Here is a 26,018-nt window from a genome sequence, read left to right as displayed (position 1 = left end):
TGGCCCCATTGCGGGGGCGGGCCGCACCGAAAGGACACCCCACCACGAGGGCGGGCCGCGCTGCGAGGGCGGGCCGCACCCAGAGGGGCCGCGCCATGAGGACGGCCCCACACGCGAGTGCGAGCGGCGCCGCGAAGTCCGACCACACCGTGAGGGCGGGCCACACTGAGCGGACGCCACGCCGCAAAGGCGGGCCACCCCAGGGGCCGCGCCGTAGCGGCGGGTCGCATGCGATTGCGAGCCGCCGCGAAGTCGGGACACGCCGCGAAGGCGGGACACCCCGTGAGGGCGGACACCTCGAAGTCGAGCCACCCCGAGAGGGCGGACACCCCGAAGTCGGGTCACGCGCTGAAGGTGGGTCAGTCTTCTGTTGACAGGCGTTTGAGTGCCGCTCGCGGGATCGCCGGGTCCGTGGTGCGCCAGAACGGTGGCAGGGAGCCCAGCAGGAAGCTGCTGTAGCGGGCGGTGGCCAGGCGGGGGTCGAGGACGGCGATGACGCCCTTGTCGTGCTGGGCGCGCAGCAGCCGGCCGGCGCCCTGGGCGAGCAGCAGGGCGGCGTGGGTGGCGGCGACCGTCATGAAGCCGTTGCCGCCCTTGGCCGCCACGTGCCGCTGCCGGGCCGAGGTGAGCGGGTCGTCGGGGCGCGGGAACGGGACGCGGTCGATGATGACCAGGCGCAGCGACGGGCCGGGGACGTCGACGCCCTGCCACAGCGACAGCGTGCCGAACAGGCAGGTCGCCTCGTCCTCGGCGAACTGCTTGACCAGCAGCATCGTGGAGTCGTCGCCCTGGCAGAGCAGCGGTACGTCGAGCCGGTCGCGCAGCGCCTCGGTGGCTGCCTTGGCGGCCCGCATCGAGGAGAACAGGCCGAGCGTGCGCCCGCCCGCCGCCTCGATCAGCTCGGCGATCTCGTCGAGGTAGGCCTGGGGCAGCCCGTCACGGCCGGGCTGCGGCAGGTGCTTGGCGACGTACAGGATGCCCGCCCGTGGGTGGTCGAACGGGGAGCCGACGTCGATGCCCTGCCAGCCCTTGTCGCCCAGCCCCCACTGGCGGGCCAGGCCGTCGAAGGTGCCGCCGAGCGCCAGCGTGGCGGAGGTGAGGACCACCGTGCGGTCGCCGAAGAGCCGGTCGCGGAGCATGCCGCCGACGTTGAGCGGGGCCACCCGCAGCGCGGGCGGGCGGCGGTCGGTGGCGCCTTCCAGCCAGACCACCTCGGCGCGGTCCTCCTCCGAGGCGTGGCCGTAGGCCTCCAGCATGCGCACCGCCGTGTCGTGCACCTCGTCGAGCGCGGTGAAGGCGGCCTTGCGCTGGCCTGCCTTGTCCGGATCGTCCTTGTCGCCGCCGCGTGGGCCGAGCGCCGAGACACACCGCGCCGAGGTGTCGCGCAGCAGTGCCAGCGTGAGCCCGAGCACCTCGGGCAGCTCGTCGACGCGGCCGGGGGGAGCGGCGGCCAGCAGTGCCTTGAGGTCCTCGGACGCCTCCAGGAGCTGGTCGGCGATCGGCTGCTCGATGAGCCGGCCGACCCGGCGTACGGCGAGCGCGGCCGAGCTCTCCGACAGCTCGGCGGTCACCACCGAGGTCACCCGGTCGACCAGCTCGTGGGCCTCGTCGACGACCACCATGTCGTGCTCGGGCAGGAGCGGGATGTCGCCCATCGCGTCGATCGCCAGCAGCGCGTGGTTGGTGACGACCACGTCGACCTCGCCGGCCCGGCTCCTGGCCATCTCGGCGAAGCACTCGGCGCCGCTCGGGCAGCGGGTGGCCCCCAGGCATTCCTGGGCGCTCACCGAGAACTGCCGCCACGCCTGTTCGTTGACCCCGGGCACCAGCTCGTCGCGGTCGCCCGTCTCGGTCTCCTCGGCCCATTCCTGGATGCGCTGGACCATCCGGCCCGTCGCGCCGACCTCGCGCGGGTCGAAGAGCTGGTCCTGCTCGTCGTCCTCGGGCCAGCCGGCCGTCGCCTTGTAGCGGCACAGGTAGTTGCGGCGGCCCTTGAGGATGGCGAACGTCGGCTCGTGCGGCAGCTCCTTGCCGAGCGCCTCGGCCAGCCTCGGCAGGTCGCGGTCCACGAGCTGCCGCTGGAGCGCGATCGTGGCCGTGGAGATGACCACCGGTTTGTCGGCCGCCATGGAGTGCCTGATCGACGGCACCAGATAGGCGAGCGACTTGCCGGTGCCCGTGCCCGCCTGGACCGCCAGATGCTCCTCATCGTCGATGGCCCGCTGCACGGCCTGCACCATCGTGATCTGGCCCCGTCTTTCGCTCCCTCCGAGAGCGTTGACCGCGATGCTGAGCAGTTCTTCGGCTGGGGGCAGATGGGAGTCCGGCACGGCAGTAAACGGTACCGGCAATCGGGGGTCGACGCGCCGAACGCGGTGTGATCGTGTGGACGCATCCCGGCGTTCCCGGTCGGCTCAGGTGGCTCGCGTGGCACACTGGACGATCGGAACTCCAACTGGTCCCAAAGATCTACCATAGAAGGGGCCAATGGGGTACGAGCTCAGGTGGGGAAAGCCGGTTCAGTAGGGTTTACCGGGGTTGAGTGGACGGATAAAGGCTGGTTAAAGCAGTATGTCTGCCATGTCGGAAGTTGTCCCGTTGCCGTCGTTCGGCGAAGTGTTCTTCGATGCCCGAGGTCAGGAGCGGTGCCTCCGGGTCACGTGGCATGAGGGCACCTTGGTGCTCAGCCTGTGGCGAGGTGAGATGTGCACCGCCAGCTTCCGCATGCCGATGGACGATGTCGGCCGGTTGCTCGACACCCTCGACGACGGGTTCGCCGAAGCCACGGGTGAGCAGCCCGCCGTGCCTGCGCACGACCCGGGCACCGAGGTGATCCCCGGCACCGGCCAGTACCAACGGCCGCACCAGAGCTCCCCGCCGCCGCATGACGAGCGGCCCACGGCCGCCCTGTCTCCCAACGACGTCCTGGTGGCCAGGGGCACCCCGCCGCCGCCGGACAAGCTGGTGGCCTCCTACCCCGAGACGACCGGGGCGCGCGACCCCCATGGCCAGCAGTACGGCGAGCGGGCGTCCTTCGGCGCCCCGCAGTACGGCCAGCCGAATCCGCGCGAGCCGTTCACCGGCCCCCAGTACACCGAGCCCGAGGCGCCCGAGCCCTTCACCGGCCCGCAGTACGCCGTCCCCGGCGCCCCGGAGCCCTACAACGGCCCCCAGTACACCGGAGACCCGTTCACCGGCCCCCAGCAGTACGCGCAGCCGGCGCAGGACCCAGGCGAGCCCGTCTACCAGATGCCGGGTGAGCGCCGCCGTCAGGCGCCCACGTCCACCGACCCGCTCGGCTTCCCCTCCCAGACCGCCCAGCCGAACCGGCAGCAGCCCGACCCCTTCCCCCAGCAGCCGGCTCACGACCCCTACGGCCAGCGCGGATACCAGCCGCAACAGCCGCCCCCGGCGGCGCTGCCGGACTCGGGTGCCGCCGGGCTCGGCACCCCGATGCACGGCATTCCCGGCGCGGGAAGGCGCCAGGAGCCCATCACCTACCGCGAGAAGTACCCGCAGGTGCCCTACCCGTCCACGGACGGCTTCCCGGCCTACCAGACCCCGCCCAACCCGGTCGACCCGCTGTTCTCGATGGGCAGCAACCAGCAGCAGGTCCCGCCGTACCAGGCGGACCTGTCCCGCCCCTACGTGGGCGACCCGATGTTCTCCACCGGCGAGCGGCTCCGTCCCGACCAGGAGTACGACGACGACAGGGACCGCCGCAGGGAGTGGTGAGCCGGCACACCTTCAGGAGCGGTACGCTGCGATCGCGTGCCCGTGCCGACGTGGAGGAGCGCCGTGAACACCACCATGGGCCTGCAACTGCTGCTGATGGCGGCAGGAGCGGTCGCGGTCTCCGCCGTCGCCCGCCGCAAGGGCTGGCCGGCGCCGCTGCTGCTGGTGGCCGCCGGGCTGCTGGTCTCGCCGCTGGTGCCGGGCGTGCCGCTCGACCCCGACCTTGTGCTGTACGTGTTCCTGCCGCCGCTGCTCTACTCGGCCGCGCTCGACAGCTCCTACCTGCGCCTGCGTGACGTCAAGCGGGCCGTGGCGCTGCTGTCGGTCGGGCTGGTGCTGTTCACCACGGCCGTCATCGGGCTGGTCGTCCACCTGCTGCTGCCGGAGCTGTCGCTGGCGGCGGCGTTCGCGCTGGGCGCCATCATCGCGCCGCCCGACGCCGTGGCCGCCGTCGCGGTCGGCAGGCGGCTCGGCCTGCCGCGCCGGGCGCTGACGATCCTCATCGGCGAGAGCCTGTTCAACGACGCGACCGCGCTGACCCTCTACCGCGTGGCGATCGGCGCGGCCGTGGGCGGCACGGTGGACCTGCTCGAAGGCGTCGGCGAGTTCCTCTACTCGGCGGCGGTCGGGGTGGCGATCGGGCTGGCGCTGGCGTTCCTGTTCGCCTGGGTGTTCCGGCACACCCGTGACTCGCTGGTCGAGAACACGCTGATGCTGCTGATCCCGTTCGCCGCCTACCTGGCGGCCGAGTCGGTGCACGCCTCGGGCGTCATCGCGGTGGTGATCGTCGGACTGTATCTCGGCAACCAGATGCACCAGCGGGGGTTCGGCACCCGGCTGGTGTCCGACGCGGTGTGGAAGGTGACCGACTTCTTCCTGGAGGCGATCGTCTTCGCGCTGATCGGCCTGCAACTGGTCACCGTGATCAAGGGGATCGGGGGCGGCGGCTACGGCGCGTGGGAGGTCGCGCTGTACGCGGGCGTGGTGTTCCTGGTGACCGTGCTGGCGAGGTTCGTCTGGATGTTCCCCGTCACGTACCTGACCAGGCTGTTCAGAAGGAACGAGCCGGGGCCCGCGGTCTCCCATGTCGTGATCATCAGCTGGGCGGGCATGCGCGGGGTCGTCTCGCTCGCCGCCGCCTTCGCCATCCCGGTCGGCACGCCCAACAGGGACATCCTGCTCTTCCTCACGTTCACCACGGTGATCGGCACGCTGCTCGTCCAGGGCACGACGTTCCCCATGTTGATCAGGCGGCTGCGCGTGTCGAGCGATCAGGAGCAGTATGAGGACCGGCTGGCCGAGGCGTCGGCGCAGCAGGCCGCGCTCGCCGCGGGCCTGGAGGTGCTCGACCGCCTGGCCGAGGCCGAAGGCGAGCCCGACGAGATCCAGAAGCAGGTCATCGATCAGCTCAAGGAGAAGTCGTGGCGGCGCTCGCTGACGGCGTGGGAGCGCCTGGGCGGCGGCACCGCCCAGGGCGGCGCCGAGACGCCCAGCTCCCTCTATCGCCGGCTGCGCCGCGAGATGCTGCAGACCGAGCGCGAGACGTTCGTCCGGCTACGCGACGAACGCCGGCTCGACGACGAGGTGCTCCGCGAGGTGATGGCCGAGCTCGACTTCGAGGAGGCCATCCTGGAGCGTTAACCCATCGCGTTGTCGACGAAGCACCACTTCCACGCCTCGCCGGGCTCGAACGACTGCATCACCGGGTGGGAGGTGCCATGGAAGTGCTTGGTGGCGTGTTTGCTGGGCGAGGAGTCGCAACACCCGATATGACCGCACTCCAGGCAGCGGCGCAGGTGCACCCAGCGGCCACCGGCGGCCAGGCACTCCTCGCAGCCTTCGGGCGTGCGTGGAGGCGGGTCGCCTGCCTTGAGAAGATGCTCACACGTTGTCATGGGGAAATCCTAGAACGCCGGCCGTGTCCCCGTGTGCCCGGACTCCTTGCCGCCGGATGACAAGCCGGGGGCGCGAATCCGTTGGGTAGGGTCCCCAGTATGCGTCGCCTCAAAAGCCGGTTCGTGCCCCTCGCAGCCTTCGCCATGTTCGTGCTCGCCGCCGGATGCGGTGAGGTCAACAACACCATCGACAAGGCTCAGTCCTGCCTGGAGGCCCCGAAGATCGTCACCGAGCTGGGCGCCAAGATCACCCAGCTCAAGGACGACCCCAAGGCCATGGAGAAGGCCCTCGACGACAGCGCCGCCAAGCTCAACGAGGTGGCCGACAAGGCCGCCAACACCACCCTCAAGGAGGCTTCGGACGACCTGGCCAAGACGCTGAGCGGCATCGACGTCAAGGACGTCAACGGCGCCGTCGACGCGGTCCAGAAGGTCGGCACCGAGACCGCCACCTACCTGAAGACGGTCGCCCAGGCCTGCGGCGGCTAACCCCGGCTTCTCTAGGGGGAATATGTGCAAACTAGCGTCGTTCGTATGGAGCCTGACCCGCGTTTCACCCTTGCGAATGAACGCACGTTCCTCACGTGGTTGAGCACCGCGCTGGCACTCAGCGCGGGTGGGGTGGCCATGGCCGCGCTCCCGGACGGTCTGTTCATCCCATGGGTGCGCACCGCTCTGGCCGTCGTCCTGGTCACCCTCTCCGCGCTGGCGGCGGGCATGGCCTACCCGCGCTGGCGCAACATCCAGCGCGCGCTGCGCGAGCGGGCGCCGCTGCCGCCACCCGCCCTGGCCGCCGTCTTCGGGTACGGCGTGGCGGCGGTCGCGGTGATCGCCCTGGTGGTCATCGTCATGGGGGCCTGATCCGGCCGTGTCCGACGAGATCTGGGACCCCGGGCTGCAGAGCGAGCGGACCCGCCTGGCCTGGGTACGCACCGCCGTGGCCCTGTCGTCCGGCGGCCTGGGCGCGATGGGCCTGTCGGCGCGGCACGGGCTGCCCCTCGGCGTCATCGCCGCGTTCGTGCCGGCCGCGTTCTGCGGTGCCGCGCTGCTGCTCAGGACCGGGATCCGGTTCCGTCGCGTCCAGGAGGCGCTGCACGGCGGCAGGTCCGTGGACGCCGGGCTCGACGCGTTGTTCGCCTGGCTCGGCACGCTCAGCGTGGTGGGCGGAGCGCTCGCGTTCGTGCTGGCTCTCGCGTAAGCGGTTGCGATTTTCCGACAAATAGGACGACACTCGAAGGAGGGGGTGACTCATGGAAGAAGAGATCAGGAGTCTGCCGTTCGAGTGTCAAGAGTGCTGGTACGTGTGGGAAGAGGAATACCACGTCAGGCACTTCGACGATCGCCACGGCAATGAGCGCGAGATCTGGTTGCGCTGCGGTGTGCCGGTCCCACCGCCTTCGTCGGGGGCGCTCTGCCCCAAGTGCGGCTGCCAGCACGTCACGATGTTCCCGGCAGGCTACCTCAGACGGCATCCGGAGCTGATGTCTCCGGCCGAGCCCGCGCCGCCCGACGCGACGCCGCTGCTCAGTCCGGTTCAGAGACGGGTTTACCCTCTCTAACCTGACAGTAGGTGAGCATTTCATAGCCCTGAGTGTCATAGTGCCGTCTTGTCCGGGTCACGGGTGGGGCGGACACTCGAAATCGGATGGCGGTACCTGACCGGGGGTGGTCCTGGTGCGCGAAGGGTTCAATACCCAGGAGACATGGCCTTTCGAGTGCATGCGCTGTTTGCATGTCTGGGAGGAAGAGTACGTCGTCAGGCATCTGACCGACGACTACGGCAACCAGGTCAAGATCTGGTTGCGAGGCAGTGTGACCGTACAGCCGCCAGGGTCGGACACGTGCTGTCCGGGCTGCGGGGCGTACCACGTCACCTCGTTCCCGACGGGATACCTCTCACGTCACCCCGAGCTGGTGCCCATGCCGGCGCCGGAGCCGGAGCCCGTGGCGGAGCTGCCCGCCGCGCGAGACGTGGTGGTGCGGGCGCCCATGGCGCGGGCGGCCCTCCCCGGACGGCTGCTGCTGGCGGTCGGGCTGCCCGTGGCGCTGTTCGTGGGCTACGAGCTGTACGAGAACATGACGCGCGTGGTGCACCCGCGCTGACGGCCGACTTCGGGCGCCCGCCGCCGATTGCCGCGAGCGCCCGAGGCCGTTAGCTGAGGCTGTCCAGCCAGGCCTGGTGCAGGCCGGCGAAGCGGCCGGAGGCGGCGATGAGCCGGTCCGGCGAGCCGTCCTCGACGATCTCGCCCCGCTCCATGACCAGCACCCGGTCGGCGATCTCCACGGTCGACAGCCGGTGCGCGATGATCAGCGCCGTCCGGTCGGCGAGGATCGTGCGCAGCGCCCGCTGCACCAGCCGTTCGCTCGGCACGTCGAGGCTGGAGGTCGCCTCGTCGAGGATGAGCACCGCGGGGTCGGCCAGGAACGCCCTGGCGAACGCCACCAGCTGGCGCTGACCGGCCGACATGCGCCCGCCCCGCTGGCCCACCTCGGTGTCGTAGCCGTCGGGCAGCGCGGAGATGAACTCGTGCGCGCCGATCGCCTTGGCCGCCTCGCGCACCTCGCGGTCGGACGCGCCGGGGCGGCCGAACCTGACGTTGTCGGCGACCGTACCGCTGAACAGGAAGTTCTCCTGCGTCACCATGACCACGGCCTTGCGCAGCGTCGGCTCGTCGAGCTCGCGCAGATCGACGCCGTCGAGCAGGACGCGGCCGGCGGTCGGGTCGTAGAAGCGGGAGATCAGCTTGGCCAGCGTCGTCTTGCCCGCGCCGGTCGAGCCGACCAGCGCGACACTCTGCCCGGCCGGGATCGTCAGATCCAGCCCCGGCAGGATCGGCCGCTCCTCCACGTAGGCGAACCGGACGCCCTCGAACTTGACCTTGCCGCGGGCCTTGGGCAGAGCCTGCGGCTCGCGCGGCTCCGGCACGGCCGGCTCCTCCTCCAGCACGCCCGACAGCTTCTCCAGCGCGGCACCCGCCGACTGGAGCGTGTTGTAGAACTGGCTGATCTCCTGCATCGGCTCGTAGAACTGGCGCAGGTAGAGCAGGAAGGCCGCCAGCACGCCGACCGTGACCTCGCCGTGCAGCGCCAGCCAGCCGCCGTAGACCAGCACGCCCGCCACGGTCACGTTGCCGATCAGCTTGATGCCCGGCATGAACACCGCGATGAGGTGCATGCTGCTGGCGTTGGCGCCGCGGTAGTCGTCGTTGAGCTGCTTGAAGATCTCCTGGTTACGCGGCTCCCGGCGGAACGCCTGCACGGCGCGGATGCCGGTCATCGACTCCACGAAGTGCACGATGACCAGCGCCACCGTCTCCCTGGTCCGCCGGTAGACGATCGCCGACTGACGGCGGAACCACCGGGTGAACAGCAGCAGCAGCGGCAGCGGGATCAGTGCCACCAGCCCTAGGTGGACGTCGAGCACCAGCAGCAGCGCGGCCGTGCCGAACATGGTGAGCACGGCGGTGACCAGGCCGTCGAAGCCCGACTGCAGCAGCTCGGCGATGGCGTCGATGTCGGAGGTGAGCCGCGAGATGACCCGGCCGGAGGTGTACTTCTCGTGGAAGCTCAGCGACAGCCGCTGGAAGTGGTCGAACACCCGTCTGCGCAGCTCCAGCAGGATGTTCTGGCCGATGCGGCCCGACAGCTGCAGGAACACCTGCCGGGTGAGGGCCTGCGTCACCGCCGCCGCCAGGATCACCCCGACGACGGTCAGCAGCGTGCCGGGGCCGGTGCCCTTGAGCATCGGCGGGATGCCCGCGTCGATGCCGACCTTCACCAGGTAGGGGATCGCCAGGCCGGCCAGGTTGGACACGATGATGATGCCGGTGAGCAGGGCGATCGCCTTGCGGTGCGGGGTGAGCAGGTCGCCGAGCAGTCTGCGGGAGCGCTCCCGCAGTAAGACCGTCACCGTCTCGGACAAATCATCCTGATTCTCGGAGGCGACACCCCGCCAGTCGGCCGCGTTCGGGGTCGTGGTGGTCGTCATCGGAGTGCTCCTTCCGAGGGGTCGAAGTCGGCGTCCTGGGCGAGCAGCTCACGGTATTCGGGCACCTCGTCGAGCAGGTCGTGGTGCCGCCCGACGTGCGTGATCGTGCCGTCCCTGAGCAGCGCCACCTTGTCGGCCAGCAGGACCGTGGAGGCGCGGTGGGCGACCACGATGCCGGTCGCCTCGCGCAGCACGTGACGCAGCGCCTCCTCCACCAGCGCCTCCGTCTCGACGTCGAGCGCGGACAGCGTGTCGTCGAGGACCAGGACGCGCGGCTTGCTCAGCACGGCCCGCGCCAGCGCCAGGCGCTGCCGCTGGCCGCCGGACAGGGACATCCCCTGCTCGCCGATCCGGGTGTCGAGGCCCCAGGGCAGGTCGTACACGAACATGGCTTGGGCGGTGCGGATGGCGTCGTCGAGCTCCTCCTCGGTGGCGTCGTGGCGGCCGAGCGTGAGGTTCTCGCGCACGCTCATCGAGAACAGCGTCGGCTCCTCGAACGCCGTGGCCACCACCTCGCGAAGCGCGGGCAGCGACAGGTCGCGCACGTCGTGTCCGTCGATCGTGACCCGCCCCGCTGTGGGGTCGATCAGCCGGGGTACGAGCGAGGTCATCGTCGTCTTGCCCGAGCCGGTCGCGCCGACGATGGCGACCGTCTCGCCCGGCCGTACTTCAAGCCATACGTCACGCAGCACCGGCTGGTCGGCGCCGGGGAAGCGGAACTCCACGCCCTCGAAGCGCAGGTGGCCGCGCGGCCGCTCGATCGAGTCGGTGCCGCCCTCGATGGCCGGGACCGTGTCCATGACCTCCATGACGCGGTCGGCGGAGGTCATCGCCTCCTGGGCCATCGCCAGGATGTAGCCGAGGCTGGCGATCGGCCAGACGAGCTGCAGCATCAGCGTGGTGAAGGCGACCAGTGTGCCCAGTGTCATCGAGCCGCTCCCCACGGCCAGCGCGCCGAGCAGCAGGACCAGGGCGAGGGTGAAGTTGGGGATCATCTCGAGGAAGGTGAAGAAGCGGGCGGACAGCCGTACCTTGTCCATCGAGGTGCCGTAGACCTTGCGTGCCGTGTCGTCGAACTGGTCGAACACGTGGTGCCGGCGGCCGAACGCCTTGATCGTCCGGATGCCGATCGCCGACTCCTCGACGACCGTGGCGAGGTCTCCCTGCTGGTCCTGCACCTGGCGGGAGATCCTGATGTACTTCTTCTCGAAACTCAGCGACGTCAGCACGATCGGCACCGCCGACGCGGCCACCAGCAGCCCGAGCGGCCAGTACATGTTCAGCAGCAGCACCGTCACGGTGGTCAGCTGCAGGATGTTCATGACCAGGAAGAGCATGCCGAAGCCGAGGAAGCGGCGGATCGTGGACAGGTCGGTGGTGGCCCGCGAGAGCAGCTGGCCCGACTGCCAGTCGCCGTGGAAGCCCATCGGCAGGCGCTGCAGGTGCGCGTAGAGGTCGTCGCGGATCTGGGTCTCCAGCCCGAGGACCGGGCCGGTCTGCGTCCAGCGCCTGAAGAAGATCAGGAACGCTTCGAGCACGCCCACGCCCAGGGCGATGAGCCCGAGGGGGAGCAGGGCACCGGAATCGCCGTGGAGCACGGGCCCGTCGACGACCTCCTTGCCCACGAGAGGCAGGGCGATGCTCGCCCCGATGCCGATGATCGCGGCCAGCCAGATGAAGACCAACCTGAGGACGTAGGGGCGGAGATAGGGCTTCATCCGCCACAGGGCGTTGGAGGTGAGTGGCTTGGAGATGGGCAGGGGACGGCGAGGAGAACGCGTATCGGGAGGCATCCCATCCAGGCTAATACGTCGGATCAACCGATTTTCTTGCAGGTACCGCCTGCTCCGTGCCCCCAAAGCGGAACAGTTTTCCAACCACACAGCCCATTGAGAGGCCAGGTCCAAGGGCTGTGGGGTGATAAATCCGGATGCGTCCGGGGCCGTCGATCGGGTTGACTGCCTCGCATGATCTCGTCGCGGCAGGTGTCGGTGAGCGGCTACGCGGGCGAGCGGGATCTGCGGGCGATGCAGGAGCTGAGCAGCCGCCTGTGGTCCCCGGGCGCCCGCTGGCACGTCGGCGATCTGGCCTGGGGCCGCTTCCAGCACACCGGCAGGGAGCCGGAGTGGCCGACGCGGCTGTGGCGGGCGGGGGAGCGGACGGTCGCCTGGGGCTGGATCGAGCTGCCCGACCATCTCAACCTGGCGGTCGATCCGGCGTACGACGGGCTGGCCGGGGAGGTGCTGGACTGGTTCGCCGCGACGGCGCCCGACGTACGGCGGTCGGTGAGCGTGCTCGACTCCGAGCCGCACCTTCTGGCGGCGCTCGACCGGCACGGCTATCGGGACGCCGGTGATGTGCCGTTCTTCGTCCAGCTCGCCCACGACCTGCGAGACCTCGCCGAGCCGGATGCGCCGCCCGGATACCGGCTCAGGACCGTGGGGGAGGCCGACGTGCCCGGCCGGGTAGCCGCGCACCGGGCCGCGTTCCACCCCTCGCGAGTGACCGAGGAGAGCTACCGGGTCGTACGGGCCGCCTGGCCGTACCGGGCGGATCTGGACTGGATCGTCGAAGCGCCAGGCGGGGAGGTGGCCGCGTACTGCCTGGTCTGGCTGGACGAGGCCAGGCAGGCGGCGGTGAAAGAACCGGTGGGCACCGTCCCGGGACACCGGCGGCGCGGGCTCGCGCGCGCCGTCTGCCTGGCGGCCCTGCACGCGGCCCGGAACGCGGGCGCGACACGGGCCGTGGTCGGGCCGCGTGGCGACGCCGCCTACCCGGCCCCGGCGCGGCTGTATCGCGGCCTCGGCTTCCGCGACGTCGCCAGAAGCCGCCTTCTGTGCTCCCGACCGCGTTGAGGCACGCGAATCCTAGAAGGGGTACGTGGGTGGCTCGCCGCGCATGGTGACCCAGCGGGTCTCGGTGAACGCCTCGATGTTGGCGGCGGCGCCGCCGAAACGGGCTCCCGTGCCGGAGGCGCCGATGCCGCCGAACGGGCTGTTGGCCTCGTCGCTGACCGTCTGGTCGTTGATGTGCACGATGCCGGTCGGGATGCGGTCGGCCAGGGCCAGGCCCTTCATCACGTCCCGGGTGACGATCCCCAGCGACAGCCCGTACTCGGTGGCGGTGGCCAGCCGTACGGCCTCCTCCACGCCGGAGAACCGGGTGACCGGCGCGACGGGCCCGAAGATCTCCTCGGTGAAGGCGGGCGCGTCCGGCGTCACCTCCGACAGCACGGTGGCCGGGTAGAACAGCCCGTCGTAGGTGCCACCCGCGGCGAGCTTCGCGCCGGCGTCCACGCTCGCGGTGACCACCCGGTGGATCCGGTCGCGCTGCCCGGCGTCGATCAGCGGGCCGAGCGCGACCTCCTGGCCGGCCGGGTCGCCGACCGGCAGGTTCGCGGCCTTGGTGGCGAGCCGTTCCACGAAGTCGTCGTAGACGCGCTCGTGCACCAGGTGCCGTCCGGTCGTCATGCAGATCTGGCCCTGGTGGAAGAACGTGCCGAACGCGGCGAGGTTGGCGGCCTGGTCCACGTCGGCGTCGTCGAGGACGATCAGCGCCGAGTTGCCGCCGAGCTCCAGGTGCGCCCGCTTGAGGTGCCGGCCGGCCAGCTCGCCCACCCGGCGCCCCGCGGCGGTCGAGCCGGTGAAGGAGATGACGCGCACCAGCGGGTGCGTCACCATCGCCTCGCCCACGTCGGTCCCGCCGGGCAGCATCTGGAAGACTCCCGGCGGCAGGCCCGCCTCCTCCAGGACGCGGGCGATCGTCACGCCGCCGGTCACGGCGGTCCTGGGGTCGGGCTTGAGGATGACCGCGTTGCCCAGGGCCAGCGCGGGCGCGACCGAGCGGATCCCCAGGATGATCGGCACGTTGAACGGCGAGATGACCCCGACGACGCCGACGGGCATCCGCCTGGCCATCGACAGGCGCGGCTCCTCGCTCGGCAGCAGCTCCCCGTAGGACCGGCTGGGCAGGCTCGCCGCCTCGTAGCACTCCTGCTCGGCGACATGCACGGCGAACCCGGCCATGGCGGGCACCGCGCCGACCTCGCGGACGTTCCACCAGGTGATCTCTTCGGCGTGCTCGGCCCAGAGCCGCGCCGCGCGCCGCAGCACGTCCGCGCGCCGGGGGTGCGGGGTGGCGGCCCATTCGCGCTGCGCCTCGGCCGCGCTCTCGGCGGCTCTGCCGAGGTCGGCCGCGTCGGCCAGGCCGGTCTGCCCGAGTACGGATCCCGTCGCGGGCTCGGTCACGTCGATCGTGCCGCCGCTGCCGGGGGACCAGGCCCCGGCGACGAAGATCCGGCCCTGCCAGGTTGCTGAGTCGAGGAACACCTGCGCCCCCTTCGCTCGCGGACAAGGGCCGAATGTAGTTCGGAGGTGCGGCGCAATCAATACGGCGTTTCAGCTACTGGAACACAAATTTCCGCCGCGGAAGCCGAGCCCGCTGGAGATCTCTCCGGCGGTACGGCGCAGCGGCCCCTCCAGGCGGCCCACGACCGAGTCGACGGGGACGTTCCAGGTCGTCAGGTGCACCGCGATGTTGATGGCCGCCACGACGTTGCCCGACCTGTCGCGCACCGGCGCCGCCAGGGACCGCAGCCCCGGGGCGAGCTCCTCGTCGTTGACCGCGATGCCGCTCTGCCGTACCCGCTCCAGGGCGGCGACGAGCTGCTCGCGCGCGGTGATGGTACGGGGGCCGCGCCGGGCGAAGTCGGTACGGTCGAGCAGCGCGCGCAGCGCGGCGGGCTCGCGGAAGGCGAGCAGGACCTTGCCCATCGAGGTGCAGTAGGCCGGCAGCCGCGAGCCGACGTGCAGGTTGAGATCGACCGCGAACCCGCCGCCGCCCCTGCCGCTGCGCCGCCGCTCCACGTAGACGATGTCGGGCCCGTCGAGCACGGCCATGCTGGCGGCGTAGCCGGTCTCGTCGGACAGGGCCTGGAGGTGGCGGGCGGCGACCCGGGTGATCTCCATCGAGTTGATCGCGGCGAAGCCGAGGTCGACGACCCGCGGCCCCAGCGAGTATTTCTTCGTCTCGGGGTCCTGCTGGACGTAGCCGAGCTTGGCCAGCGTGGCCACGTAGCGGTAGGTCGTGCTCTTGTTCAGGCCGGCCGAACGGGCCAGGTCGGCGATGCCGAGGATCGGCCGTGCCTCGCTGAACGTCGAGAGGATCAGCAGCCCGCGCTCCAGCGACTGGGAAGTCATGCGTCAAGCGTTTCATATGCTCGAACGCTGCGTTGACTTGTGGCACGGCGGGCGCAGGTCCCGTTACTGCCGGTCGGATACCGTCTGGAAGACTCGGCCCCGTGACCCTGGCGGTACGGCACTACATCGACGGGCGCTGGTCCGACTCAGGCACCGGGCGGCGATACGACAAGCACAACCCGTGGACGGGCGCCGTCCTGGCCGAGGTCGCCGCGGGCGACGCCGAGGACGCCCGGCACGGCGTCGAGGCGGCGCACGCCGCGTTCGCCTCCTGGTCGGCGACGTCGCCGACGGACCGGCAGCGCGTCCTGCTCCGCGCCGCCGACGTCGTCGAGCGGCGGACCGAGGAGATCGCCGGGCTCCTGACGGCCGAGATCGGCTGCACCCGGCAGGTCGCCATGATGCACATCGGCTTCTGCGCCTCCCTGCTGCGCCAGGCGTCCGGGCTGGCCCACGGCCCGATCGGGCAGATCATGCCGTCGGACGTCCCCGGCACTCGCGCGTACGCCATCAGAGGGCCGGTCGGCGTGGTCGCCGCCATCGCGCCGTGGAACGCGTCGCTGGTCCTGGCCGCGCGGGCCATCGTGGGGCCGATGGCGCTGGGCAACACCGTGGTGCTGAAGCCCTCCGAGGAGTCACCGCTGACCGGTGGCGCGCTGTGGGCGGAGGTGTTCGCCGAGGCCGGACTGCCTGCCGGGGTGCTCAACGTGGTCACCCACGCGCCCGGCGACGCCGGCGCCATCGCCGAGGAGCTGATCGGCCACCCGCACGTCCGCCGCGTCAACTTCACCGGCTCGACCGTCACCGGCCGGCGGCTGGCCGAGGCGGCCGGGCGGCACCTCAAGCGCATCGTGCTGCAGCTCAGCGGCCACAACCCGCTGATCGTGCTGGCCGACGCCGACCTCGGCTACGCGGTGAACGCCGCCGCCTACGGCGCCTTCGTCCACCAGGGGCAGGTGTGCATGTGCGCCCGCCGCATCTACGTCGAGCGGGCGATCGCCGGTGAGTTCACCGAACGGTTCGCCGCCAAGGCGGCCACGCTGCCGATGGGCGACCCGGCCGACCCGCGCACGGTCATCGGCCCGCTGATCAACAAGTGGGCGCTCTCGCTCGTCACCCGCCGTGTCGAGGAGGCCGTCGCGATGGGCGCCGGCCTGCTCGCGGGCGGTACGCCCGAGCCACCGTGCTACCCGGCCACCGTACTCACCGGAGTGCCGGCGGGCGCCGAGCTCGCCTTCGACGAGACCTTCGGTCCCGTCGTCATCCTCGACGTCGTCGAGGACGCGGACGAGGCGGTACGGCGGGCGAACGAGTCCCGCTTCGGCCTGACCGCGGCCGTGTTGACCGGGCAGCCGAGCCGGGGACTGGAGATCGCCCGGCGGCTGGAGGCGGGGATCGTGCACATCAACGACCAGCCGGTCAACGACGAGCCGCAGATGCCGTTCGGCGGGGTCAAGGACAGCGGCTGGGGGCGCTTCGGCGTGGGCTTCGCCGCCGAGGACTTCACCGAGCTGCAGTGGGTGACCTCCCGCGACACCCCACGGCCCTTCGCCTTCTGACTTTCAGACCGGGGTGACCGCCTAGACGGCCGGATTCCGGGCATTTGTTGGGGTCTTGCGTGAAGAAGGAGCCCTCGATGAAGAGTTCGGAGAAGACGGTGACCGCGGCGGGGAAGGCGGGGCGGGAGGCGCGGACCGCCGCCAGGAGGGCGGCCCGGCATCCGGCGCTGAACCGGCTCACCAGGGTCGGGCTGGCCTGCCGCGGTGTCCTGTACGCCCTGATCGGGGTACTGGCCGTGCAGATCGCGCTCGAAGGAGGGGGCCAGGAGGCGGACAAGGCGGGAGCGATCTCGACGGTGGCGCGGTGGCCGTTCGGGGAAGTGGTGTTGTGGGTGATGGTGGCGGGGTTCGTCGCGCTGACGCTCTGGCAGTTTTCGGAGGCGCTGCTCGGCGGTCCCGGAGTGGCGGACCGGCTCGCCTCGGCCGGCCGGGGCGCCGTGTACGTGCTGATCTGCAGCACGCTGCTGAGCGTGCTGCTGGCCGGGAAGACCTCCTCCGACGACGAGAAGTCGCGCGACGCGACGGAGGCGCTGCTCGGTCTGCCGGGCGGCCCGTTCCTCGTGGGCGCCATCGGACTGGGCCTCGTCGCGCTCGGCGTCCACTGGGTGCGTGAGGGCGTCACGAAGGGCTTCCGTGAGGAGCTGAACCTCGGCCAGATGTCCCGGCGAGCCCGCTCCGTCATGGACAAGCTCGGGCTCGCCGGGTACGTCGCCCGTGGGGTCATCGCCGGCTTGGCCGGGGTCTTCGTCGTCCAGGCGGCGATCACGTACGACCCGGACAAGGCGGGCGGCCTGGACGCGACGCTCAGAGCCTTCGCCGACACCCCCGCGGGGCCCTGGCTGCTGGTGACGGTCGCCTTGGGGCTGGTGTTGTTCGCGGGATACTGCTTCGGCGAGTCACGCTGGCGCCGCGTCCACTGATGGCGAGGCGAGTTACCTGGGCGCCGCGTCCATGAGACGGGTCACGCGGGCGTCGCGTCCACGAGGTTCGTCACGCGGGCGTCGCGTCCGCTGACGGGCGGGAGCGGAGCAGGCCGGCGTGCCGGCGGATGTCGGTCGTGGCCGCGTCCAGTTTCTCCTCGTCGGGGAGCGTGGTGTTGCCCTCGTACGTGACCCCCTCCGGCACCTCACCCGACCCGACCGGGTCGGCGTCCCAGAAGTTGCCCCGGTAGACGACGTTCTCCAGCGGCGGCGACACCTGCAGGACGGCCGTGTTGTCGGCGCCCGCGACCACGTTGTCCTCGACGGTCACCCACGCGGCGCCGTAGTCGGTGTAGAGGCCGAAGTTGTACGGCGTGCGGGTGTCCTTGATGACGTTGCCCCGGATCACCGCGCCGTTCTCGTACGAGTCGCCCTGCGGGCCCGACAGGTAGACGCCGCCGCCGTCGGCCAGCACCAGCATCGTGCCGGCGGTGAGGTTGCGCAGGATGCGGGTGCCCTGGGCGGGCCCGGCCACGATGCCGCAATGGGGCACGTCCCCGACCTGGTTGTGGGCGACCGTGCAGCCCTTGGTGCCCATCAGCGCGACGCCGGGGGAGCCGGCGAACTCCAGGCCGGTGTGGTGGATCCAGTTGTCCTCGACCAGGGCGTTCTCGGTCCCGGTGACGGAGACGGCGGTGGCCGAGAGCGTGTCGAAGTCGCACCCGCGCACGCTGACGTCCGCGCCGCCGGTGAGCCCCAGCCCGGCGGCGCCCATCCGGGTGAAGCGGCAGCGCTCGATCTCCACGCGTACGCCGCCCTCGACCACCACGCACGCGGGGATCGTGGCCGACTCGCGCGGAACCGTCACCCACGCCTGCCCCTCGACCAGCGACACCTTGTCGACGGGGCCGCCCTCGTAGTAGCCGCTGCCGTGGTAGTGCGGGAAGCCTTCCGCCCGGCCGGGCCGCAGCCAGGTGGCGTCGGCGAAGACCAGGCCGCGGAAGGACACGTCGCTCGTGCCGGTGGCCCGCAGCAGCGTCTCCAGAACCGGGGCGACCACCCGCGTACGGTCCGGCGCCTCTCCCGGGAGGGGCAGGTAACGCAGGACGTGGTGGCCGGGCCGCGAGCGGTCCAGGACGAAGGTGCCGGGCTCGGTGAGGAAGGTGACGTCGTTCTCGATCCGGGTCGGCAGGCCGGGTCCGCGTGAGACGTTGCCTTCCCAGGCGTAGTTGTAGAGGTCGAGGGCCCGCTCGAAGCCGGGCTGAGCCATGGTGATCGCGGTCCGCCCGTCATGGCCGGTGACCGTGGCGACGCCGAAGCGGGCCTCGGTCCACGGGTAGACGCCGCGGTAGACGAACTCGACGTCGCCGGGGCTGTGCCAGGTCCCGGGGACCGCGCTGTCGGTCTCGTAGCCGGTGTCCGTCATGGTCGCGGTGCCGGGCAGGCCGTCCATGGCGGCGCGCTCGGACCGGCGGCCGTCGACGTACAGCTGGCGCGTGTCCAGCTCGCCCACGTCGGCCAGCCAGACGCCGTCCTCGACCCGCCAGCCGGTGATCTCCCGCCCGCCGCTGACGACGACCTCCTCCTGCTCGGCGGTCCCGTAGCCGAAGGCCTCGTAGACGACCCGGTGACCGTCACGGCCGGAGTCGGCCTCGGTGAGCTCGAACGGCGTGGTCAGCACGTGGGTCCCGGCCCGTAACCGGATGACGACGTCTCCGCCCGCGTCCCGGGCGGCGTCCCGGGCGCGGTGCAGGCCGGCGAACGGGCGCTCCGCAGTGCCGGGCCAGGAGTCACTGCCCGAAGGATCGACATGGAACTCGGTCATGATGCACCGCCTTTGCTGTTTATGATGTACACAGTGTTTTATACCATAAACAAGGGAGGCGCCAATGACCAGAGGCGGCACGGATGATTCCGACGACGGGGTGGAGCTGCTGTGGCAGGACGGCGACGGCGAGCCACGACCGGGGCTGAGCCTGAGCCGGATCGTCCGGGCCGCGATCGAGCTGGCGGACGCCGACGGGCTGGAGGGCCTGTCGATGCGCAAGGTCGCCGAACGGCTCGGGTTCACCACGATGTCGCTCTACCGCCACGTGCCCGGCCGCGACCGCCTGCTCGACCTCATGCGCGACGCCGTCATCGGCCTCCCGGGCACGATCCCGCCCGAAGGGACCGCCCCGGGGCAGGCCGGCGAGGCGGCCGAGGCGGGAGGGTGGCGGGCGCGGCTGGAGGCGTGCGCGCGTGAAGGGTGGGAGCTGCGTAAACGGCACCCCTGGGTGGCCGAGGTGCGGGGCACCCGCCGGGTGCCGGGTCCCAACGCCGTCGCCCACTACGAGTACATGCTGAGCGCCGTCTCCGGCACCGGCCTCACGCCCGCGGAGATGATCGCCGTCGTCGGGCTCGTCGCCCGGTTCGTCGACTCCGAGGCCGTACGGCTGGCGGAGGTGGCGCGGACCGAGCGGCTCAGCGGGGTGAGCGAGGAGGAGTGGTGGGGCGCTCGCGACACGCTCTACGCGCGCCTCGACCGCTACCCGACCCTCTCCTACCTGTGGGAGGCGGGGGGCTACGACGAGCCGGAGGACCCGTTCGAGTTCGGCCTGCGCCGGGTGCTGGACGGCATCGAGGTGCTGGTGCGAGAGCGTGATGAAATGCGTGATGAAAGCTGTCAGGTGTGTGGCGCCCCGGTCGAACGGGCCGCTTCTGGACGGCCGCGCGCGTACTGCTCGCGGGCCTGCCAACAGCGCGCCTACCGCGAGCGCAGATCCGGGGTCACGCGTGGTCGAGAAGGTTCATGACGGCGCGTCAGATCCCGCGCCGTACCGCCACGATGGCCACGTCGTCCTCCCGCGAGCCGAACGCGGCGAGCAGCCGGTCGCAGAACTCCTCCAGATCGTCCTCGACCGTCTCGGCCACCTGCCTGGCCTGCTCCAGGCTGTCGTCGAGCAGGATGCCGCGGTCCTCCACCAGCCCGTCGGTGAACAGCAGCATCGTGGCGCCCGCGGGCAGCTCCAGCCGGGTCACCTTGTAGTCCTCGTGCGCCACGCCCAGCAGCAGGTTGCCCAGGCCCAGATAATGGGCACCGGGACCGGCCAGCATCGGCGGGATGTGCCCGGCGTTGGCCATCTCGACCACGCCGGTCTCCGGATCGATGAGCAGCAGGCAGACGGTGGCCGTCATGCCCGGGTGGTAACGGCGCAGCACCTTGTTGAGCAGGTCCATCGACGCGCTCAGGTCGACCGAGTCGATCAGCGAGGCCCGCAGCGCGTGCCGGAGTTCGGCCATGATGGTGGCCGCGTGCAGCGAGTGGCCGGCCACGTCGCCGATCGCCACCAGCACCCGGTCGCCCAGCCGCAGCACCTCGTAGAAGTCGCCGCCGACCTCGATGTTGTCCACGGCCGGCTGGTAGCGGAACGTCACCGTCAGACCGGGCACGTCGGGGATGCGCTTGGGCAGCAGGCTGCGCTGCAGGGTGAGCGAGATCGTGTGCTCCTCGGTGTAGACGCGCAGCGCGTCGACCGCCAGCGCCAGCCCCTGGCCGAGCTGCCTCAGCACGTTCATCTCGTCGCCGTCCAGCGGCGGGTCTGCCTCCAGCCCCAGGTAGACGGGCGGCTGGCCCCTCTTGGTGCGGCACAGCACCCCCGTGACCGGCGCGCTGATCCGCACGTCGTTCACCAGCTCGACCCACTCGGCGGCCGCCACGGTGAAGACCTGGGCCCCCGCCGCCTCGCCCAGCGACATGGCGCTGAGCCGGTCCAGCAGCTTGGGGATGGCCGACCGGCTGCTGGCCGTCTCGCCGGGCCGGGCGCGGACGCGGCGCATCCGGCCGTCCGGTGGCAGCGCCAGCGCGCCCGTGAAGCGGCCCAGGATGTCGACCAGGCCCTCGACGGCTACCGTGAGCAGCCGGTCGAAGGAGTCGGCCGCGTTCATCTTCGAGGTGACGTCGGCCAGCTTGGCCATGCGCTCGGCCATCAGCTCCGCCCGCCGCCGCGCGCGGTAGTAACGCAGTGTCGCCTCTACCGTCGCCGCGAACTCCGCCGGTTCGATCGGCTCCGACAGGTAGGCGTCGGCGCCGCGTTCGAGACCTTCCGTACGGTCGGCCGAGGTGATGGCGTTGCCCGACACCTGGATGACCGGGATCGAGGTCGTCGCCGGGTTCGCCTTGATCCGCTCGCACACCTCGAAGCCGCCGAGATCGGGCAGTCGTACGTCGAGCACGACCAGGTCGGGCCGGTGCGCGGCGAGCACGGCCAATGCCTCCTCGCCGCCCGCGGCCTCGACCACGGTGTGGCCCGCCCGGCGCAGCCAGCTCGACAGGATGTAGCGCTTGGTCGGGGTGTCGTCGACCACCAGCACGGTCGCGGATCCGCCCGCGGGCTCGATCGCCGCCCTTGGTTCGTGCTCAGCCACGATCGGTCACCACCGCGTCGCGTACGGCCTGAAGCAGCTGGTCGCGGCGGAGCCCCTGCTTGGACAGCACCGGATGGCCGGACGGCGCGGTGTCGGGCCGTATCGTCACCACCACCACACCCACCTGCCCCAATGCCTCGTCCTCGGCCATGCGCTGCAGCAGCGCGTGGCCGTCCAGCCGGGGCATCAGCATGTCCAGCAGGATCACATCCGGCGGGTTCGCTGTCATCATCTCCAGCGCGGCGGTCCCGTCACCCGCCTCCTCCGTCTCGACGGCGAAGCCGTACAGCATCCTGCGGGCGGCGGCGCGGAACGCCTCGTCGTCGTCGGCGATCAGCACCCGGCGCACCTCGGGCGTGCCGTCGTGATGCGGCAGCCGCATCGTCACGGAGGTGCCCCGCCCGACGTCGCTCTCCAGCTCCAGCGTGCCGCCCAGCGCCTCGGCCAGCCGGCGGGCGTACGGCAGGCCGAGCCCGGTGCCCTTGGTCTTGACCTGGAGCGCGCTCGGCACCTGGAAGAACTCCTCGAACACGCTCTTCAGATAGTGCTCGGGGATGCCGATGCCGGTGTCGCTGACCGTGATGACCACCTCGTCGGTGGCCGTGTCGGCGTGGACGCTCAGCCGTACCTCGCCCTTCGGGGTGAACTTCAGCGCGTTGGACAGCAGGTTGCGCAGGATGCGGGCCAGCATCACCTCGTCGGTGTAGACGTCGTCGACGCCGGGCGCGAGGTCGACGTGCAGCGTGACGTCGCCGGGCTCGCTGGTGGGCTGCATCGTCAGGCGCAGGTGGTTGGCCAGCGTGGGCAGGTGGACGACCGACGACTGGGGGTCGAGCCGCCCGGACTCGGCCTTGGCCATGTCGAGCAGCTCGCTGACCAGCTCCAGCAGCGTCTCCGCCGAGCCGCCGATGAAGCGCACCTGACGTGACTGCTCCTCGCTGAGCGGCTCACTGCCGGGCCCGACCAGCAGCCTGACCAGGCCGATGATGGAGTTGAGCGGGGTGCGCAGCTCGTGGCTGACCGTCGCCCAGAACCGGCTCCTGGCCTCGCCCGCCTCGCGGAGCTGGCCGGACTTCTCGTCCAGCTCCGCGTAGAGGGCGACCACGCCCCTGTTGGTCTCCTCCAGCTCGGCCGACAGCTGGTTGTACAGGGCCAGCACGCCGGTGTTGGTCTCCTGCAGCTCGGCGTTGAGCTGCAGCACGTCCTCCAGGGTCGAGGCCAGTTCCTTGTTCTGCTGGCGCAGCTCTTCGATCGCGCTGACCGGCGCCATCCCGGCCAGGCGCTCGCGGATCTGGTCGATCCGGAGCCGGGGGGAGTGGGGAGGCAGCCGCTTGGCGATGGTGACCCGCCCACGGTCGGCCTCGAGGGTGACCGCGTCGACCAGGCGGGCGGCCAGCGCCAGTCCCTCGGACCGGGCGAGGCCGGCTCCCGGTGCGTGATCCATGGTGATCAGTAGATTCCCTTCGTCCAGCGAGAAGACGACGACCGCTCCGGCGCCGATCAGCTCCCTGCAGACCTCGCTCAGCGCGGTGGCCACCCTGACCTGGTCCTGCGTCTCCAGCCCGGCGAGCTCGGCGGCGGCCCTGCCCAGGCGGCGCACCGTGAAGACGTCCTGGTCGTGTTCGAGCCGGGCTCTGGCCAGCTCAGTCGCGGTCATCGCCGGACCTCACGGTCACCACGCAGGCGTCGTCCCTTCGGCTGCCCGCCTCGCGCAGCAGTCCGGCGGCGACGACCGCGGGGGAGCGGGCGAACAGGCCGGGCACGGCGGAGGGGTGCCAGCGTTCGGTCAGCCCGTCGGAGTGCAGCACCACGGTGGAGTGCTCGGGCAGGTCGAAGTCGTACTGGCGCAGGTGCCTGGCCTGGTGCCCGGCGATGCCGGGCACCGAGACCATCCCCCGGCGGCCCTCGGCGTTCGCGATCCAGCCCGAGATGTTGCCCAGCCCGGCGTAGGACACGCTGGTGGCCCTGACGCGCGCCACCGCGACCGCTCCTCCGCGGGTATGTCCGAGGCCCCGGTGCAGGCGTTCGAGTGTCGCCAGCGGCTCCTCGTCCGCTGCCCGCAGGAACAGCTCCACCGCGGTCCTGGACGCCTGGGCGGCGAGCTCGCCGTGGCCCAGGCCGTCGCACAGCAGCACCGTCGTCTCGGGCGCGGCGCCGTCACCTGTCGCGGCGATCGCGAAAGAGTCGCCGGAGACCGTCTCCTCGCCGATGGGGCGGCTCAGGCCGCTGGCGCGCGGCGCCGCGCTGGGCGCGTCGGCGGCGGCGAAGTGCATGACCAGGATGGTTCCCTTGCCAGGCCGGGAGTGGACGTCGTACCAGGAGGAGATGCGGGCCATCGCCCCCATCCCGATGCCGAGGGTGCCGGAGGTGGAGTAGCCGTCGCGCAGGGCGCGGGCGACGTCGGGCATGCCCGGTCCTCTGTCGATGGCGACCAGCTCCACGACGGCCGGGTTCGTGGGCTGCGTACGGACCATGACGACGCCCTCCACCGCGTGCTTGACCAGGTTGGAGACGGCCTCGGTGACCGCGACCGCCGTCTGCCCCGTACGCTCGGCGTCGAACCCGGCGGCCTCGGCGAGATCGACGGCCATCCGGCGGACGGTGCCCACCGCGCTGGAGTTCTCGGCTCGTACCCAGGTGTCGTCGTGCGCGTATCTCACCGCCACCATGTCATCGAGCCCATTTCGTCACCGTCACCGTCGTGCCCTTGCCGGGCGCGGAGACCAGGTCGAACTCGTCGACCAGCCGCCGTGATCCGCTCAGCCCGAGACCCAGGCCGGTGCCGGTGGTCCAGCCGTCGGTGAGCGCCTGCTCGATGTCCGGAATCCCCGGCCCCTCGTCGCTGAAGGCGATTCTAAGGCCCTGGCGTGCCCCGTTCTGGACGAGCTCGATCTTGGCCAGGCCGCCGCCCGCGTACACCAGGGCGTTGCGGGCCAGCTCGCTGGCCGCGGTCACCACCTTGGTCTGATCGATGAGAGACAGCCCCACCTCGACCGCGACGCTCCGCACCCGCTGGCGGACCATCACGACGTCGGCGTTGCCGGCGATGGGCAACTCCCAGCCGGCGGTCACGGGGTCGCGCCTCTCACATGGTCGAGGCGCGCGATTCCCTTCTCCAGATTGAGCGCGGTCTGTACGCCGCCCAGCGACAGGCCGAGCTCGACCAGGGTGATCGCCACGGCGGGCCGCATGCCGACGACCACGGTCTGGGCGTCGAGCATCCGCGACATGGCGGCGATGGTGGACAGCATCCTGCCGATGAAGGAGTCGACGATCTCCACGCCGGTGATGTCGATGATGACGCCGCGCGCCCCGGTGGTGACCACGGCGTCGGCCAGGTCTTCCTGCAGGGCGAGGACGCTCTGATCATCGAGGTCGATCTGGATGGAGATGATCAGGATGTCGCCCAGTTTGAGGATGGGCACCCGGTCCATCAGACGTGCTCCGTCCGCACCGCGATGCGGGTCGCCTTCGGCGCGATCACTTCGATGCCGCTCCGCCTGAGCGCGTAGGCCAGCGCGTCGGCCAGAGAGGCCTTGGTCACGATGTCGCCGAACTCGATGCCGAGTGTGACGATGGTGTGCGCGATCTGCGGGCGGATGCCGGAGATGACACACTCGGCGCCCATCAGCCGGGCGGCGACGACGGCCTTCAGCAGGTGCTGGGCGACCTGGGTGTCGACGGCCGGAACACCGGTGATGTCGATCACCGCGTGCTCGGCGCCGGTGTCGACCAGCGTCTGGAGCAGCTTCTCCATCACGACCTGGGTCCTGGCCGAGTCGAGCGTGCCGACCAGGGGCACCGCCACGATGCCGTCCCACAGCTTGACGACCGGCGTCGACAGCTCCAGCAGCTGCTCGGCCTGGTCGAGGATGATCCGCTCGCGGGCTGTCGTGTACGACTCGAAGGTGAACAGGCCGAGGTCGTCGATGAGCCGGGAGAACCAGATGAAGCCGCGCAGCGCGTCGGGGGCGCCGTCGGCCTCGACGACCTCGTACAGCGCCTCCTTCAGCCCGAAGACGGCCCTGGAGGTGTCGGCGGGGGTGAAGCCCTGGCGGGCGCGGGTGCGCGACAGCTCGGCGAGCAGGCCGCGCAGGTCGGCGAGGTCGCTGCTGCCCTGCTCAAGGGCGGAGAGCAGCGATCGGTAGATCTCCGTGAGCTCCTCGCCGGACGCCTTGGCGATCAGGGTCCACCGGTGCAGGATCTGCGCCTCGTTCTCACGGAGCAGCTCTTCGATACGTCGCCTGGCGACATCGGCATCGACGGTCAAGATCACTCCTGGAAGAGAGAATTCACCGGCATTGCCGGGGATGCTA

Annotated in this window: 24 protein-coding genes; 11 read left to right on the top strand and 13 right to left on the bottom strand. The window is 71.1% G+C overall.

Features of this window, described 5'->3' with window-relative positions:
* Window positions 1–359: 359 nt before the first annotated feature.
* Window positions 360–2,330, bottom strand: a complete 1,971-nt coding sequence (locus tag AB0B91_RS02275) for an ATP-dependent DNA helicase (RefSeq protein WP_358313939.1) — start codon at window positions 2,328–2,330, stop codon at window positions 360–362.
* A gap of 250 nt (window positions 2,331–2,580) precedes the next feature.
* On the opposite strand from AB0B91_RS02275, the gene AB0B91_RS02270 reads away from it, so the two are divergent.
* Window positions 2,581–3,735 carry a hypothetical protein gene (locus AB0B91_RS02270; protein ID WP_358313937.1) on the top strand — a complete coding sequence of 385 codons (1,155 nt, stop codon included), beginning with the start codon at window positions 2,581–2,583 and terminating at the stop codon, window positions 3,733–3,735.
* Window positions 3,736–3,798: 63 nt separating this feature from the next.
* Window positions 3,799–5,376, top strand: a complete 1,578-nt coding sequence (locus AB0B91_RS02265) for a Na+/H+ antiporter (protein WP_358313935.1) — start codon at window positions 3,799–3,801, stop codon at window positions 5,374–5,376.
* On the opposite strand, the gene AB0B91_RS02260 is transcribed toward AB0B91_RS02265, so the two are convergent.
* Window positions 5,373–5,630, bottom strand: a complete 258-nt coding sequence (locus AB0B91_RS02260; protein ID WP_358313933.1) for a UBP-type zinc finger domain-containing protein — start codon at window positions 5,628–5,630, stop codon at window positions 5,373–5,375. The two genes, AB0B91_RS02265 and AB0B91_RS02260, sit on opposite strands and share 4 nt — an antisense overlap.
* 99 nt (window positions 5,631–5,729) lie before the next feature.
* Between AB0B91_RS02260 and AB0B91_RS02255 the strand changes: the two genes are divergently transcribed.
* The 5 genes from AB0B91_RS02255 (at window position 5,730) to AB0B91_RS02235 (ending at window position 7,733) form a co-directional block, all read left to right on the top strand.
* Window positions 5,730–6,119 carry a hypothetical protein gene (locus AB0B91_RS02255; RefSeq protein ID WP_358313931.1) on the top strand — a complete coding sequence of 130 codons (390 nt, stop codon included), beginning with the start codon at window positions 5,730–5,732 and terminating at the stop codon, window positions 6,117–6,119.
* Window positions 6,120–6,164: 45 nt separating this feature from the next.
* Window positions 6,165–6,491: a DUF202 domain-containing protein gene (locus AB0B91_RS02250; protein ID WP_358313928.1), complete on the top strand. Its 327-nt coding sequence runs from the start codon at window positions 6,165–6,167 to the stop codon at window positions 6,489–6,491.
* 7 nt (window positions 6,492–6,498) lie between these two features.
* Window positions 6,499–6,828, top strand: a complete 330-nt coding sequence (locus AB0B91_RS02245) for a DUF202 domain-containing protein (protein WP_358313925.1) — start codon at window positions 6,499–6,501, stop codon at window positions 6,826–6,828.
* A gap of 52 nt (window positions 6,829–6,880) precedes the next feature.
* Window positions 6,881–7,189 (top strand): hypothetical protein, encoded by a 309-nt coding sequence (locus AB0B91_RS02240; protein ID WP_358313923.1) that lies wholly within the window; start codon window positions 6,881–6,883, stop codon window positions 7,187–7,189.
* Between the two features lie 160 nt (window positions 7,190–7,349).
* Complete coding sequence (locus AB0B91_RS02235) at window positions 7,350–7,733, top strand: hypothetical protein (RefSeq protein ID WP_358313920.1); 384 nt, start codon at window positions 7,350–7,352, stop codon at window positions 7,731–7,733.
* 49 nt (window positions 7,734–7,782) lie between these two features.
* Here AB0B91_RS02235 and AB0B91_RS02230 read toward each other — a convergent pair whose 3' ends face one another.
* Together AB0B91_RS02230 and AB0B91_RS02225 are read right to left on the bottom strand one after the other, a co-directional pair.
* Window positions 7,783–9,618, bottom strand: a complete 1,836-nt coding sequence (locus tag AB0B91_RS02230) for an ABC transporter ATP-binding protein (protein ID WP_358313917.1) — start codon at window positions 9,616–9,618, stop codon at window positions 7,783–7,785.
* A complete protein-coding gene (locus tag AB0B91_RS02225; protein ID WP_358313914.1) occupies window positions 9,615–11,411 on the bottom strand; it encodes an ABC transporter ATP-binding protein in 1,797 nt (598 codons plus the stop codon). The genes AB0B91_RS02230 and AB0B91_RS02225 overlap by 4 nt, the downstream gene beginning before the upstream one ends.
* Window positions 11,412–11,585: 174 nt before the next feature.
* Here AB0B91_RS02225 and AB0B91_RS02220 point away from each other — a divergent pair, with 174 nt between their 5' ends.
* Window positions 11,586–12,473 carry a GNAT family N-acetyltransferase gene (locus tag AB0B91_RS02220; protein WP_358313911.1) on the top strand — a complete coding sequence of 296 codons (888 nt, stop codon included), beginning with the start codon at window positions 11,586–11,588 and terminating at the stop codon, window positions 12,471–12,473.
* Between the two features lie 12 nt (window positions 12,474–12,485).
* On the opposite strand, the gene AB0B91_RS02215 is transcribed toward AB0B91_RS02220, so the two are convergent.
* Window positions 12,486–13,946 (bottom strand): benzaldehyde dehydrogenase, encoded by a 1,461-nt coding sequence (locus AB0B91_RS02215; protein WP_358313908.1) that lies wholly within the window; start codon window positions 13,944–13,946, stop codon window positions 12,486–12,488.
* Between the two features lie 69 nt (window positions 13,947–14,015).
* A complete protein-coding gene (locus AB0B91_RS02210) occupies window positions 14,016–14,816 on the bottom strand; it encodes an IclR family transcriptional regulator (protein ID WP_358313906.1) in 801 nt (266 codons plus the stop codon).
* A 101-nt stretch (window positions 14,817–14,917) separates the two neighbouring features.
* Between AB0B91_RS02210 and AB0B91_RS02205 the strand changes: the two genes are divergently transcribed.
* Both AB0B91_RS02205 and AB0B91_RS02200 read left to right on the top strand, forming a co-directional pair.
* Window positions 14,918–16,375 (top strand): aldehyde dehydrogenase family protein, encoded by a 1,458-nt coding sequence (locus AB0B91_RS02205; RefSeq protein WP_358313903.1) that lies wholly within the window; start codon window positions 14,918–14,920, stop codon window positions 16,373–16,375.
* Window positions 16,376–16,452: 77 nt separating this feature from the next.
* Window positions 16,453–17,295 (top strand): DUF1206 domain-containing protein, encoded by an 843-nt coding sequence (locus tag AB0B91_RS02200; RefSeq protein WP_358313900.1) that lies wholly within the window; start codon window positions 16,453–16,455, stop codon window positions 17,293–17,295.
* Between the two features lie 70 nt (window positions 17,296–17,365).
* Here the strand turns inward: AB0B91_RS02200 and AB0B91_RS02195 are convergent, their stop codons facing one another.
* Window positions 17,366–19,120, bottom strand: coding sequence for a right-handed parallel beta-helix repeat-containing protein (locus tag AB0B91_RS02195; RefSeq protein WP_358313897.1), 1,755 nt, complete (start codon window positions 19,118–19,120; stop codon window positions 17,366–17,368).
* 64 nt (window positions 19,121–19,184) lie between these two features.
* On the opposite strand from AB0B91_RS02195, the gene AB0B91_RS02190 reads away from it, so the two are divergent.
* Window positions 19,185–20,090 carry a TetR/AcrR family transcriptional regulator C-terminal domain-containing protein gene (locus AB0B91_RS02190; protein WP_358313894.1) on the top strand — a complete coding sequence of 302 codons (906 nt, stop codon included), beginning with the start codon at window positions 19,185–19,187 and terminating at the stop codon, window positions 20,088–20,090.
* 7 nt (window positions 20,091–20,097) lie between these two features.
* On the opposite strand, the gene AB0B91_RS02185 is transcribed toward AB0B91_RS02190, so the two are convergent.
* From AB0B91_RS02185 to AB0B91_RS02160, 6 genes are read right to left on the bottom strand one after another with little or no spacing between them, the layout of a single operon-like run.
* Window positions 20,098–21,702 (bottom strand): fused response regulator/phosphatase, encoded by a 1,605-nt coding sequence (locus AB0B91_RS02185; protein WP_358313891.1) that lies wholly within the window; start codon window positions 21,700–21,702, stop codon window positions 20,098–20,100.
* The gene (locus AB0B91_RS02180; RefSeq protein WP_358313888.1) at window positions 21,695–23,359 is read right to left on the bottom strand and encodes an ATP-binding protein; all 1,665 of its coding nucleotides are present in this window, start codon (window positions 23,357–23,359) and stop codon (window positions 21,695–21,697) included. The genes AB0B91_RS02185 and AB0B91_RS02180 overlap by 8 nt, the downstream gene beginning before the upstream one ends.
* Window positions 23,346–24,371: an ATP-binding protein gene (locus tag AB0B91_RS02175; RefSeq protein ID WP_358313885.1), complete on the bottom strand. Its 1,026-nt coding sequence runs from the start codon at window positions 24,369–24,371 to the stop codon at window positions 23,346–23,348. Before AB0B91_RS02175 ends, AB0B91_RS02180 begins: the two co-directional genes overlap by 14 nt.
* A 1-nt stretch (window position 24,372) precedes the next feature.
* Window positions 24,373–24,774: an anti-sigma regulatory factor gene (locus tag AB0B91_RS02170; RefSeq protein WP_358313882.1), complete on the bottom strand. Its 402-nt coding sequence runs from the start codon at window positions 24,772–24,774 to the stop codon at window positions 24,373–24,375.
* Entirely contained in the window at window positions 24,771–25,136 is a 366-nt protein-coding gene (locus AB0B91_RS02165) for an STAS domain-containing protein (protein ID WP_358313879.1), read from the bottom strand. Before AB0B91_RS02165 ends, AB0B91_RS02170 begins: the two co-directional genes overlap by 4 nt.
* Window positions 25,136–25,972, bottom strand: coding sequence for an STAS domain-containing protein (locus tag AB0B91_RS02160; RefSeq protein ID WP_358313876.1), 837 nt, complete (start codon window positions 25,970–25,972; stop codon window positions 25,136–25,138). The genes AB0B91_RS02165 and AB0B91_RS02160 overlap by 1 nt, the downstream gene beginning before the upstream one ends.
* Window positions 25,973–26,018 lie beyond the last annotated feature (46 nt).

Origin of the sequence: Nonomuraea sp. NPDC049141 (genome assembly GCF_040648415.1) — a bacterium.
Classification (GTDB): Bacteria; Actinomycetota; Actinomycetes; order Streptosporangiales; family Streptosporangiaceae; genus Nonomuraea.
The sequence above is the reverse complement of the archived record's forward strand: the minus strand, read 5'-3'. Positions and strand labels throughout refer to the sequence as shown.

Bases quoted from the DNA above. Each gene is read 5' to 3' on its own strand.
- AB0B91_RS02175 (WP_358313885.1), bottom strand. From the start codon at position 24,371: ATGGTGGCGGTGAGATACGCGCACGACGACACCTGGGTACGAGCCGAG.
- AB0B91_RS02225 (WP_358313914.1), bottom strand. From the start codon at position 11,411: ATGCCTCCCGATACGCGTTCTCCTCGCCGTCCCCTGCCCATCTCCAAG.
- AB0B91_RS02195 (WP_358313897.1), bottom strand. From the start codon at position 19,120: ATGACCGAGTTCCATGTCGATCCTTCGGGCAGTGACTCCTGGCCCGGC.
- AB0B91_RS02220 (WP_358313911.1), top strand. From the start codon at position 11,586: ATGATCTCGTCGCGGCAGGTGTCGGTGAGCGGCTACGCGGGCGAGCGG.
- AB0B91_RS02250 (WP_358313928.1), top strand. From the start codon at position 6,165: ATGGAGCCTGACCCGCGTTTCACCCTTGCGAATGAACGCACGTTCCTC.
- AB0B91_RS02255 (WP_358313931.1), top strand. From the start codon at position 5,730: ATGCGTCGCCTCAAAAGCCGGTTCGTGCCCCTCGCAGCCTTCGCCATG.
- AB0B91_RS02260 (WP_358313933.1), bottom strand. From the start codon at position 5,630: ATGACAACGTGTGAGCATCTTCTCAAGGCAGGCGACCCGCCTCCACGC.
- AB0B91_RS02270 (WP_358313937.1), top strand. From the start codon at position 2,581: ATGTCGGAAGTTGTCCCGTTGCCGTCGTTCGGCGAAGTGTTCTTCGAT.
- AB0B91_RS02165 (WP_358313879.1), bottom strand. From the start codon at position 25,136: ATGGACCGGGTGCCCATCCTCAAACTGGGCGACATCCTGATCATCTCC.
- AB0B91_RS02240 (WP_358313923.1), top strand. From the start codon at position 6,881: ATGGAAGAAGAGATCAGGAGTCTGCCGTTCGAGTGTCAAGAGTGCTGG.
- AB0B91_RS02190 (WP_358313894.1), top strand. From the start codon at position 19,185: ATGACCAGAGGCGGCACGGATGATTCCGACGACGGGGTGGAGCTGCTG.
- AB0B91_RS02235 (WP_358313920.1), top strand. From the start codon at position 7,350: ATGCGCTGTTTGCATGTCTGGGAGGAAGAGTACGTCGTCAGGCATCTG.
- AB0B91_RS02230 (WP_358313917.1), bottom strand. From the start codon at position 9,618: ATGACGACCACCACGACCCCGAACGCGGCCGACTGGCGGGGTGTCGCC.
- AB0B91_RS02210 (WP_358313906.1), bottom strand. From the start codon at position 14,816: ATGACTTCCCAGTCGCTGGAGCGCGGGCTGCTGATCCTCTCGACGTTC.
- AB0B91_RS02180 (WP_358313888.1), bottom strand. From the start codon at position 23,359: ATGACCGCGACTGAGCTGGCCAGAGCCCGGCTCGAACACGACCAGGAC.
- AB0B91_RS02200 (WP_358313900.1), top strand. From the start codon at position 16,453: ATGAAGAGTTCGGAGAAGACGGTGACCGCGGCGGGGAAGGCGGGGCGG.